We start from the raw sequence: 11,298 nt of genomic DNA, 5'->3' as shown, positions 1-11,298 counted from the left end.
GGAACCATTTCAGCCCGTGGTCCCGGCAGGACTGCCTTCAACGGAGACTTAGGCACCGCCCGCCGTACGACCCGGACCCGTCAGGAAGAGGGCTTGGACAGCGCCAGCAGGCTGACCAGGTCGTAGGCGACGTGGGAGGCGGCCACCGCGGTGATCTCCGCGTGGTCGTAGGCGGGGGCCACCTCGACCACGTCGCCGCCGACCAGGTTGCACCCGGCCAGGCCGCGCAGGATCTCCAGCAGTTCACGGCTGGTCAGGCCGCCCGCCTCGGGGGTGCCGGTGCCGGGGGCGTGCGCGGGGTCCAGCACGTCGATGTCGATCGACAGGTAGAGCGGCCGGTCGCCGATCCGCTGCCGGAGCGCGTCGACGATCTCGTCCACACCGCGGCGCATCACGTCGGCCGAGGTCATGATGCCGAAGCCGAGGCGGCGGTCGTCGTCGAGGTCCCGCCTGCCGTACAGCGGGCCGCGCGTGCCGACGTGGCCGATCGCCTCGGTGTCGAGGATGCCCTCCTCCGCCGCCCGGCGGAACGGCGTGCCGTGGGTGTACTCGGCGCCGAAGTAGGTGTCCCAGGTGTCGAGGTGGGCGTCGAAGTGCAGCATGGCCACCGGGCCGTGCCGCCTGGCCAGGGAGCGCAGCAGCGGCAGCGCGATGGTGTGGTCGCCGCCGATGGTGACCAGGCGGGCGCCGTCCTCCTGGAGCCGGGTCGCGGCGTCCTCGATCGCCTCGACGGCCTCGCCGATGTCGAACGGGTTGCAGGCGATGTCGCCGGCGTCGGCCACCTGCACCGCGGCGAACGGCGAGACGTCCAGGCCGGGGTGGTACGGCCGGAGCAGGCGGCTGGCCTCGCGGACCGCGGAGGGGCCGAAGCGGGCGCCGGGACGGTAGGAGACCCCACTGTCGAACGGCACCCCCACCACGGCCACGTCGCAGCGCCCGACCTCGTCCAGGCGCGGCAGACGCGCGAACGTCGCCGGGCCCGCGAAGCGGGGGACGCGGGAGGAGTCGACGGGGCCCCGGGGCTCGGTCATGCCGCACGGTCCTTTCGAGGAGAGTCTTTCGGGAGGCTTCTTGCGGGGGCTTCTTGCGGGGGCTTCTTCCGAGGGGCGTGGAACGGCGGGGGAGGGCGTGGCAGGCCCGGCTCAGAGCGGGCTGTCCTTACAGTCTGGGAGATTTATACCCGTTTGGGTATTGTGGGAAGCACGAACTACGACGGGGTCTCCTGTGGCCGACCACGAACACACCGCCGACCGGCTCACCGTCGAGGAGCTGGTCCGCTTCCCGGCCCTGCAACTGCGCGTCCTCGCCGGCCGCGCGGGACTCGGCCGCCCGGTGTCCTGGGCTCACGTCAGCGAACTGGACGATCCCACGCCCTGGCTGCTGGGCGCCGAGCTGATCATGACGACCGGCATCGCGATCCCCCGCTCCGCCGCCCGCCAGCGGGCCTACCTGGAACGGCTCGACGACGCCGGGGTGTCCGCGCTGGCCCTGTCGGCCCAGCTCCACGTGCCGCCGCTGCACCCGGCGTTCCTCGCCGCCGCCGAGGAGCGCGGCATGCCGGTCCTGGAGGTGCCGCTGGCCGTACCGTTCATCGCCGTCGGCCAGGAGGTCGCCGCGGCCGTGCGGGAGGACGCCCGCCAGCGGCTCGGCGCGCAGCTCCAGGTCTTCGGCGCGCTGCGCTGGATGGCCTCGGAGGACCTCGGCACCGCGACGCTGTTCCGCCGCCTGGAACGGCTCAGCGGCTACACGGTGTACCTGTGCACGCCGCAGGGCCGCCCTCTGCTGCCCGGCGTCCCCGTGCCCGACCCGGATCTGCTGCCCAGGACGGCGGACACTCCCCCGACGATCCCCGGCGGGTTCGTCCTCCCGGTGCCCGCGCCGGGCGGCCCGGCCGGTTTCCTCGTCGCCCTGGAGCGGGAGGGCGCCCGCCCGGCCGGCCTGGCGGTGGCCCAGCACATCGCCACCGTCGCCGCGCTCCAGGTCGCCATGGCCCGCCACGAGCGTGAGACCCTGCGCCGCGAGGGCGCGGAGATCCTGGCCGAGCTGCTGCAGGACGTGCTCGACCCGGCCACGGCCCGGCGGCGGCTGATCCGGCTGGGCCTGCCCGGCGACGAGCTGGTCCTGCTGGCCGTCCGCGGCGTGTCCGACGACGGGCTGCTGCGCGCCCTGGACGACCGCCCGTTCCTCATGCTCGGCAGGGGTGACGACCGCTACGTCCTCGGCACCGCCGAAGCGGCCGCCGCCGTCGCCGGAGCGCCGGGCGTCGCGGCCGGGATGAGCAGGCCGTTCGCCGCCGGGACCTCCCTGCGGGTGGCCCGCAGGGAGGCGGTGTGGGCCGTCTCCCGGGCGGCCGAGTCGGGCCAGGCGCTCGTCCGATACGGCGACGACACCGCCGGGCGATGGCTGCCGGAGGACCCAGCGGTGCTCTCGGCGCTGGTCGAGCACGTGCTCGGCGAGGTGATCCGGTACGACGCCGCCCACGACTCCCGCCTGCTGGCCTCGGTCCGCACCTGGATGGAACGCGACCGCCGCACCGAGGACGCGGCGGCGGCCCTGCACATCCATCCGAACACGCTCGCCTACCGGCTGCGCCGGTTCACCGCGCTCACCGGCCGGGACCTGACGTCCACGGGCGCGTTCGCCGAGGTGTGGCTGGCCGTACGGGCCGCCGGGCAGCTCGGCCTCACCGGCTGACCGACGGTCCCGGGCCGACCGGTCTCACCGGCCCGCGACCGGGACGGACGACCGGCTGACCGGATGGATCCGAACGGTTCGGGGCCCCCGGCCGGCCGACGGCAGCGGACCGGCCGGTCCCACCGGCCCGCGGCCGGAGCGGTTTCCGGCGGCCGGAGCGTGGAGAGCATGATCCCGGTAGGGTGCGGTCCATGCGGCTCTCCCAGGTGTCCTTCCGGTACTCCCGCCGCGGCCCCTGGATCCTCAGGGACGTCGAGCTCACGCTCCGCCCGGGGTCCGTCGTCGAGGTCACCGGCCGCAACGGCGCCGGCAAGTCCACCCTGCTGCGGCTGCTCGCCGGATTCGTCCCGCCGGCCCGCGGCTCGGTCTCCGGCCGGCCCCGCGCCGTGGGCTACGCCCCCGACGTCTTCCCCACCGGCCAGCCCTTCACCGTCTCCGCCTACCTGGACCACATGACCCGCGTCAGGGGCGTCTCCCCCGCCGCGGCCGGCGACCTCGCGCGGCGGCTGAACGCCGTCCACCTGCTCGGCCTGCTGCTCGGCGACCTGTCCAAGGGCAGCGCGCAGAAGGTGGGGCTGATCCAGTCGCTGCTGGGCCCGCCGGACCTGCTGATCCTGGACGAGCCCTTCGCCGGGCTGGACGAGCAGACCCGCGCCGAACTCCCGGTCATCCTCGGTGAGATCGCCGCCCGCGGCGGCGCGGTCGTGGTCAGCGACCACCAGAACCAGCTCCGGGAGTTCCCCGGCGCCGACCGCTGGCTCGTCGCCGACGGCGCGGTCACCGTCCGCTCCGCCGGGACGGAATCCGGGTGGCGATCAGAGCCGGAGCCCGGCCCGGATCCCGGGCCCGGGTGGGAGCGGGACACCGGGCGGGCGTCCGGGCAGGGGCCCGGCACGGGTGGCCGGGAGGTCATCGAGGTGCTGGTGGACCCCGGCGAGGCCGACGAGGTCGAACAGAAGCTCCGCGCCGACGGCTACACCGTACGGCGGACCGCGTGACCCCCGAGAGCACGCCGTACGGCAGGAGGCATCGTTGACGCGTCTGATCCGGTTCAAGCTGAGCGCCTACGCCCGTTCCCACCGGCTGTTCCAGCCAGCGATCGGGCTGCTCCTGATGCTGGTGATCTTCTACTCGACGCTGACGCCGCCCGGCAAGGAGCTGTCCTCCTACGCCGACTCGGCCGGCCTGCTCATCGTCGTCTTCGCCTGGGCCGCGCGCGGCCTGCTCGACACCGAACCGGCGGCGCAGCGGCTGGTCTCGATGACGGCGGCCGGCGGTCCCGGGCGGGAGATCGGCGCGGGGCTGCTGGCCGCGTTCGCCGTCAACCTCGCGTTCGCGGCGATCGCGGTCGTCACGCCGCTGCTGCACGGCTTCGCCGCCACGCCCGCGCCCGGTGACGTGGCGCGCGGCGCCGTCCTGCACCTGCTCGGCCTGACCGCGGGCACGGCGCTGGGCGCGCTGACCAGCCAGCCGATCATGCCGTCCCCGGCCGCCTCGATGCTGACGCTGTTCGGCGGGTACGTGGCCCTGCTGCTGGTCAGCCTGACCCCGGTGGGCCGGTTCACGGTGCCGGTCATGCCGTGGATGCGCGCGGCCAACGACGGCGTCCTCGACACCGTCCTGCTCCCCGTCGCCGCCGCGGCGCTCCTCTGGTCCGCCGCCGGCCTCGTCGCCTACACACGGCTCCGCCGCACCAGGCCGTAGGCCCGAACCGGCAGATCATCGCCGGGGCGCCGCCACCTCCCAGAGAGCGCTCACCGGCATGGCCCGCATGCGCTCCCCGAAGGGAAGCGTCTGCGTCCCCGTGTAGAGGACGATTCCCGCCGCGAGGTCATCCCCCAGGCGGCCGGCGAGGTGACGCAACCCCCGGAAGTCGTCCGGCCGCACCGTCGATGACGCCTTCACCTCGATGCCGACCACGCGTCCCCGCCGGTTCTCCAGGACGGCGTCCACCTCCACCTTGTCCTTGGTGCGGTAGTGGAACAGCTCCACGCGCTCCTCCGCCCAGGAGAGTTGCCGGGACAGCTCCATCAGCACGAAGCCCTCCAGGAGCGGCCCGAAGGCCCCTTCGGGCCGCAGCAGGCTCCGCGCGTCGGCACCCAGCAGGTTCGCGGCGATCCCCGAGTCGACGAAGGCCACCTTGGGCGTTCCGACCGCACGGCTGCTGAGGTTGCGTGACCAGGCGGGGACCCGCTTGATCAGGAAGACCTCCTCCAGCAGGCTCAGATAACGGTGCACCGTGGCCGCGGAGAGCCCGGTCTCACCGCTCAGCGACCCGGGAGAAGGACCCTGCCGAGAGGGCTCTGTACAGCACCGACCATGGCTTCAGCATGGCACAACTCAAGGATGGCTGAGAGGATGGCCGCCATGTCCCTGAGAGGATGGTCGCTGGTCAGCTGACAGACCGGTCGCCTGCCCTCCGGCGGAACGGTCGTGGATCCGCCGATGATTCGGACGCGGTACGCCCGTTCGCGCCGCCCGGGCAGGCGGCTGTCCCGGCGGCGGGCGTACTCCCGAAAAATGTACCGCTCCAATGGGATTAATACCCCTATAAAGAATATAGGGGACGTTGAACAATAATATTCAATGTCCATTACCTCCTTTCGGCACGGGTGCGATGATCATGTTTCCGAGCACCCGCAGGAGGTTCCTTGTTCCCCCTCAGACGGGCGGCGCTGGCCGCCCTCATCACCATGGTCTGCGCCGTCCCCCTGGGCGCCGCCCATGCGACCGCCCGGGCGGCCCCGGTGAACCTCGTGGTCCAGCCCGCCAAGGACGTCTTCATCAGCCAGGCCGCCCCCGCCACGGCGTACGGCACCGCCGAATGGCTCTCCGTGTGCGCGAAGGCCTGCAGCGGCTCCACGGCCGGCGAGCGCAGGGCGCTCACCGGCTTCACCGTCTCCGGCGTTCCGGAGAACGCCGCGAACGTCACCATGACCCTGCAGGTACGGGCGACCAGGACGACGGACACCACGGTCTCGGTGCACAAGGTCACCGGCTCCTGGTCGCAGACCGGCACATCATGGAACTCCCGTCCCACCTTCGGCACGGCGCTGAGCACGCATACCGGCTTCACCGCGGACGCCGTCGCCGACCTGGACGTCTCGGACGCCTACCTCGGCAACGGGACTTACTCCTTCGGCCTCACCGCGTCCAGCGGGCCGGTGGCGGTGCTGTACTCCACGCGCACCGCGGGCAAGGGGCCCCGCCTCAGGATCAGTTACACCCTCGCCACGGCCACCCCCTCCCCCACGCCGAGTGCGACTCCGAGTGCGACGCCGAGCGCCACCCCGACGGCCACCCCCACATCCGGCGGGAACCAGTGCCTGCCGTTCGACAAGCCGTCGGCCGCCGCGCTGCGTTCATACGACAAGAAGGTGTTCGCCTTCTACTTCCCGCCCTACCCGCTGTCGATCGACAACAAGGACCCGGCCAAGGACCAGTACGCCTCCTGGCTCGACCCCGCCGGTTCCAACGGGATGTACGCCGCGCAGGGCGGTTACGCCCGGGACAGGCCGCTCCCCCGGCCGGTGCGCTCGGGAAGCGGCTGGCGCCAGGCCGACTTCGAGGTCGAGGTCCGGCAGGCCATCGCGATGGGACTCGACGGGTTCATCTACGAGCACCACACCTCGGCGACCGACCAGCGCTTCAACCACATAGCCGACCTGCTGGCGGCGGCCAAGGCCGTCGACCCCGGATTCCGGATCATGCTGAGCCCGGACTTCCCCACCACCAAGGGCGCCTCGCCGGACAAGGTGATCTCCGACGTCCTTCTCGCCAAGGGGCACCCCTCGCTCTACCGCCTGCCCGACGGCACCGTCCCGCTCGCGCCGTTCTACCCCGAGCGGCAGTCACCCGCCTGGTGGGACGACCTGCGGGCGAAGCTGGCGACGCAGGGCATGAAGACGTCCCTCGTCCCGATCTTCCTGGACTGGAGCGGCAGCGGTAAGACCGAGTGGAACGACTCGGTGGCGGGTTACTCCTCGTGGGGCGTCCGCTGGGAGAGCTCGACCGACGGCTACCGCAAGGCGGGCATCGAGGCCGCCAGGCGCGGACGCTTCTACATGGCCCCGGCGGCCCTGGAGGATGTGCGCCCGCGTGACAAGAGGTACTGGGAACCGTCCAACAGCGGCACGCTGCGACAGTCCTTCGTCAAGGCGATGGAGGGCGACGCGGACATCGTCTCCCTGACCACCTGGAACGACTACGCCGAATCCTGGCTCGCGCCCTCGGTGGAGCGGGGATACGCGCCGACGGACGTGATCGCCTACTACACCACATGGTTCAAGACCGGCAAGGCGCCGGGCGTCGTCCGTGACGCGCTGTACTACTTCCACCGCAGTCACCGCACCGACGCGCCGTTCGACGCGACCAAGCAGACCATCGGCCCCATCGCCATCCCTTACGGCGACGCGGCCACCGACAACGTCGAGCTGCTCGCCTTCGTCAAGTCGCCGGGGACCCTGGTGGTCAGGCAGGGCGGCGACGTGAAGACCAAGGAGGTGACCTCGGCGGGCATGGTGTCGTTCAAGGTGCCGATGGTGCCGGGCACGACTCCCGTCTTCGAGCTCGTGCGGGACGGCAAGACCGTGCAGACGGTCACCAGCCGCACCCCGATCCGGAAGAGCGTCGTCTACCAGGATCTGATCAACCACGCGGGCGGCGGCCTGCCCTGCTCGCGGCCTCTCTGAGGATCCTCCGGATCCCGTCACCGGGCCGGGAGGGGCGCATGCCGCGGCCCTCCCGGCCCTCCCGGTCTCCGCGGCCGTCAGGGCCCGGACGTCTCCCGCCGCCGCCCGGACGGGTGGGCTACTCCGCGGCGGCGAGCTGGCCGCAGGCGCCGTCGATCTCGCGGCCCCGGGTGTCGCGGACGGTCACCGGGACGCCGTGGAACTGCAGGCGGCGGACGAAGGCGCGCTCGTCCTCCGGACGCGAGGCCGTCCACTTCGAGCCCGGGGTGGGGTTGAGCGGGATCAGGTTGACGTGCACGAGCTTGTTGCGGACCAGCTTGCCGAGCAGGTCGGCCCGCCACTCCTGGTCGTTGACGTCCTTGATCAGCGCGTACTCGATGGAGACGCGGCGCTTGGTCCTGGCGGCGTACGCCCAGGCCGCGTCGAGGACCTCGGCGACCTTCCACCGGGTGTTGATCGGCACCAGGGTGTCGCGGAGCTCGTCGTCGGGGGCGTGCAGGGACAGCGCCAGCGTCACCGGCAGGCCCTCGTCGGCGAGCTTGCCGATCGCGGGGACCAGCCCGACGGTGGAGACGGTGACGCCGCGGGCGGAGATGCCCAGGCCGTTCGGAGCGGGCTCGACCATCCGGCGCACGGCGCCGATCACCGCCTTGTAGTTGGCCAGCGGCTCGCCCATCCCCATGAAGACCACGTTGCTGACCCGGCCGGGGCCGCCCGGGACCTCGCCCGCGGCCAGGGCCCGCGCCCCGGCGACGACCTGCTCGACGATCTCCGCGGTGCTCATGTTGCGGGTCAGGCCGGCCTGGCCGGTGGCGCAGAACGGGCAGTTCATGCCGCAGCCGGCCTGGGAGGAGACGCACATGGTGGCGCGGTCGGGGTAGCGCATGAGGACCGACTCGACCAGCGCGCCGTCGAAGAGCCGCCACAGCGTCTTGCGGGTGGTGCCGCCGTCGGTCGTCATCTCCCGGACGGGGGTGAGCAGCGTCGGGAACAGCGCGGCGAACCTGTCACGCGCCGCGGCCGGCAGGTCGGTCATCAGGCCCGGGTCGGCGGTGAGCCGCTCGAAGTAGTGCCGGGAGAGCTGGTCGGCCCGGAACGGCTTCTCGCCGAGCTCGGCGACGGCCGCGCGACGCTCGGCCATGGTCAGGTCGGCCAGGTGGCGCGCGGGCTTGGCCCTGCGGGGCGCCACGAAGGTGAGCTGGCCGGGTACGGGGGTCCCGGGCTGGCTGGCAGTCGACACGTCCAAAGCCTTCTCTCGACGGTTACTCGAAGCGACACTCGACTCTGATCTAAAGTCCGGAGATATGGCGACAATCCGGTCCGCAGGCGAGCGGGGAGACGGCATCGAGATCCTGCTCAGCGACACCGGCCCCTACGGAAGCCGCACCCTGGTGGTCGAACGCGACGAGACTTCCTCGGTAGCTTACCTGTGCGGTCCGAAGGGCGAGGTCCACGGAGCGGTGTGGCTGGCCAACCACGTCCCGGCCCCGGAGACCATCGACCTGGATCGGCTGGCCTCCGAACTCCCGCCGGTGGCCCCCCGGGCGAACACCCGGCATCCCGGCGGCAGACGACCCCTGGGCACCCTGCGGTCACTGTGGTTCGAGGAGGGCGACGGCGTCGCCCTGTACGAGAACGACGAGTTGCTGGCGGTCATTCCTGGCTGGGCCGACGTGAGCCGCGGCATGCCGGGATACTCCCGTGACGCGGTGGGCGAGTCACCGTTCGCCTGGTCCCTGGATGACGCCATGGAAGCCCTGGCCCCGCGGCTGGCCAAGGCCGGCTCCTACTGGGAATGGCGCGACGGCGAGGGCTCCTGGGCGTCCTTCCAGCAGTTCGTGATGGGCCACCTGGACCGGGCGGTCGGCACCGCGGGGAGGTTCTGGGACGCCGGCGGCGGCCGGCTGCCCACGGTCGGCATCACCGAGCGGCCGCCGGAGCGGGGCCGGGAGCACACGATCCTGTCCACGGTGGGGATGAGCTGCCAGCGGATGCCCACCGTGGAGCAGTACATCGACCGCCCGGAGGCGTACGCCCGGGTGGAGCTCGCCGTCGCGACCCGGGGCGACGCCCGGGAGGCCGCCCGGCTGTTCCTGTGGCTGGCGCAGTACCCCTGGCACTCGGTCACCTGGCTGGGCCACGGGCACACGGCGAAGTGGTACCACCGGCCGGAGACGTTCCCCCTCGGCTCCGCCTACAACGGCGTCCTCATGCTGGCCGGACCGCCGGGCCTGCCGGACCTGTCGGGCTTCACCTTCGGCGGCGACGCCGTACGGTGGCTCTGGCTGGTGCCGCTCACCGACGACGAGCTGCGCCTGGCCGCGGTGAGCGGCTACCGCGCGCTGCTGCCCCGGTTGTCGGCCGACCGGATCACCCGGGTGGGCTGACCTCCCGGACGCCCCTCGGGAGCGTCCGGGACGATCAGATCAGCAGGGTGAGCAGCGCCCAGACCGGGATGAGCGCGGCGAGAAGGGAGTCGAGCCGGTCCATCAGGCCGCCGTGGCCGGGCAGCACGCTTCCCATGTCCTTGACGCCGAGGTCCCGCTTGATCACCGACTCGACGAGATCGCCGAGCGTGGCGAACACCACGACCACCGCGCCGATCAGGACGCCCTTCCAGATCTCGGCCTCCAGCAGCCAGGAGACCAGCCAGCCGCCCACCGCCATGCAGGCGACCGCCGAGCCGGCGAAACCCTCCCAGGTCTTCTTCGGGCTGATCAGCGGGGACATCCTGTGCTTGCCGAAGAGGATTCCCGCGGCGTATCCGCCGATGTCGCTCGCGACCGTGGTGGCGATGAAGGTGATCACCCGGTCCGGGCCGTCGACCGGATGACTGAGCAGCAACGCCACGAACGCGACCAGGAACGACGGATAGACCGCGACCAGGACGGTGGCGGAGGTGTCACGGACGTACCCCTCGGTGCCCTGGAACATCCGCCAGATCATCAATGTCAGGACCGTCGCCGCGAAGAGGCCGAGCATCCAGGCGGGGCCGCCGTAGTAGGCGCCGACGAGCATGGCGGTCATCCCGGCCAGCGACGGGATCAGCGGAACCCGGATGTCCCTCTCCGCGAACGACCTGACCAGTTCCGTCACGCCGAGGCCCACCGCCGCGATCACCAGGGCGAGAAAGAGCTCCTCGACGAAATAGAGGGAGCCGATGACGGCCGCTCCCAGGCCGACGCCCACCGCGATGGCGGCGGGGAGATTCCGGCCGGTACGGCTACCGCCCGCCGCAGCTTCCAAGGGGTCCCACTTCCGTACACAAAATCCTTGTCCCGTACCGGAGACCCGGACGGGACAAGGATTACGAATCAGACTTCGAGCAGCTCGGTTTCCTTCTGCTTGAGCAGCTCGTCGATCTTAGCGACGTGCCTCTGGGTGAGGTCGTCGAGCTCCTTCTCCGCGCGACGCACCTCGTCCTCACCCGCCTCGCCGTCCTTGATCATCTTGTCGAGCGTCTCCTTGGCGTGGCGACGGACGTTGCGGATGGAGACCTTGGCCTGCTCCGCCTTGGTCCGGGCGACCTTCACGTACTCCCTGCGGCGCTCCTCCGACAGCTCGGGGAAGGCCACACGGATGACCTGACCGTCGTTACCGGGGTTGACACCGAGGTCGGAGTTGCGAATCGCCTTCTCGATCGCGGCCATCGAGCTCTTGTCAAAGGGCTGGATGATGACCATGCGGGCCTCGGGGACATGGAACGAGGCCAGCTGCTGAATGGGAGTGGGCGTCCCGTAGTACTCAGCGGTGATCTTGTTGAACATCGACGGGGTGACACGGCCCGTACGGATGCCTGCGAGGTCGTCCCTCGCCACCGACACGGCCTTGTCCATCTTTTCCTCGGCTTCGAGGAGGGTATCGTCGATCACAGCGACTCCTTCTTCTCGGTCACTCACCATCCTCACTCACT

The 11,298-nt window shown here is 71.6% G+C and carries 10 protein-coding genes; 5 read left to right on the top strand and 5 right to left on the bottom strand.

Features of this window, described 5'->3' with window-relative positions; translation table 11 throughout:
• Nucleotides 1–80 precede the first annotated feature (80 nt).
• On the bottom strand, nt 81–1,031 hold the full coding sequence (speB, locus tag AB0D67_RS06975; protein ID WP_362930777.1) for an agmatinase: 951 nt from the start codon (nt 1,029–1,031) through the stop codon (nt 81–83).
• 193 nt (nt 1,032–1,224) lie between these two features.
• Between speB and AB0D67_RS06970 the strand changes: the two genes are divergently transcribed.
• The 3 genes from AB0D67_RS06970 (at nt 1,225) to AB0D67_RS06960 (ending at nt 4,398) form a co-directional block, all read left to right on the top strand.
• Nucleotides 1,225–2,694: a PucR family transcriptional regulator ligand-binding domain-containing protein gene (locus AB0D67_RS06970; protein WP_362930775.1), complete on the top strand. Its 1,470-nt coding sequence runs from the start codon at nt 1,225–1,227 to the stop codon at nt 2,692–2,694.
• A 191-nt stretch (nt 2,695–2,885) separates the two neighbouring features.
• Nucleotides 2,886–3,692: an ATP-binding cassette domain-containing protein gene (locus AB0D67_RS06965; protein ID WP_362930773.1), complete on the top strand. Its 807-nt coding sequence runs from the start codon at nt 2,886–2,888 to the stop codon at nt 3,690–3,692.
• Between the two features lie 34 nt (nt 3,693–3,726).
• The gene (locus tag AB0D67_RS06960) at nt 3,727–4,398 is read left to right on the top strand and encodes a hypothetical protein (RefSeq protein WP_362930771.1); all 672 of its coding nucleotides are present in this window, start codon (nt 3,727–3,729) and stop codon (nt 4,396–4,398) included.
• A 15-nt stretch (nt 4,399–4,413) separates the two neighbouring features.
• Here AB0D67_RS06960 and AB0D67_RS06955 read toward each other — a convergent pair whose 3' ends face one another.
• Nucleotides 4,414–4,932, bottom strand: coding sequence for a DUF4143 domain-containing protein (locus AB0D67_RS06955; RefSeq protein WP_362930769.1), 519 nt, complete (start codon nt 4,930–4,932; stop codon nt 4,414–4,416).
• 413 nt (nt 4,933–5,345) lie between these two features.
• Between AB0D67_RS06955 and AB0D67_RS06950 the strand changes: the two genes are divergently transcribed.
• Nucleotides 5,346–7,385, top strand: coding sequence for an endo-1,3-alpha-glucanase family glycosylhydrolase (locus AB0D67_RS06950; RefSeq protein ID WP_362930767.1), 2,040 nt, complete (start codon nt 5,346–5,348; stop codon nt 7,383–7,385).
• Nucleotides 7,386–7,503: 118 nt separating this feature from the next.
• Here AB0D67_RS06950 and rlmN read toward each other — a convergent pair whose 3' ends face one another.
• Nucleotides 7,504–8,625: a 23S rRNA (adenine(2503)-C(2))-methyltransferase RlmN gene (rlmN, locus tag AB0D67_RS06945; RefSeq protein WP_362930765.1), complete on the bottom strand. Its 1,122-nt coding sequence runs from the start codon at nt 8,623–8,625 to the stop codon at nt 7,504–7,506.
• 64 nt (nt 8,626–8,689) lie between these two features.
• Between rlmN and AB0D67_RS06940 the strand changes: the two genes are divergently transcribed.
• Nucleotides 8,690–9,772, top strand: coding sequence for a suppressor of fused domain protein (locus AB0D67_RS06940; RefSeq protein ID WP_362930763.1), 1,083 nt, complete (start codon nt 8,690–8,692; stop codon nt 9,770–9,772).
• A 34-nt stretch (nt 9,773–9,806) separates the two neighbouring features.
• On the opposite strand, the gene AB0D67_RS06935 is transcribed toward AB0D67_RS06940, so the two are convergent.
• Both AB0D67_RS06935 and frr read right to left on the bottom strand, forming a co-directional pair.
• Complete coding sequence (locus tag AB0D67_RS06935; protein ID WP_362930761.1) at nt 9,807–10,631, bottom strand: phosphatidate cytidylyltransferase; 825 nt, start codon at nt 10,629–10,631, stop codon at nt 9,807–9,809.
• A 68-nt stretch (nt 10,632–10,699) separates the two neighbouring features.
• Nucleotides 10,700–11,257, bottom strand: a complete 558-nt coding sequence (gene frr, locus AB0D67_RS06930) for a ribosome recycling factor (protein ID WP_362930759.1) — start codon at nt 11,255–11,257, stop codon at nt 10,700–10,702.
• Nucleotides 11,258–11,298: the final 41 nt, after the last annotated feature.

This window comes from Streptosporangium sp. NPDC048047 (genome assembly GCF_040653115.1).
In the GTDB taxonomy this organism is placed as follows: Bacteria; Actinomycetota; Actinomycetes; order Streptosporangiales; family Streptosporangiaceae; genus Streptosporangium.
The sequence above is the reverse complement of the archived record's forward strand: the minus strand, read 5'-3'. Positions and strand labels throughout refer to the sequence as shown.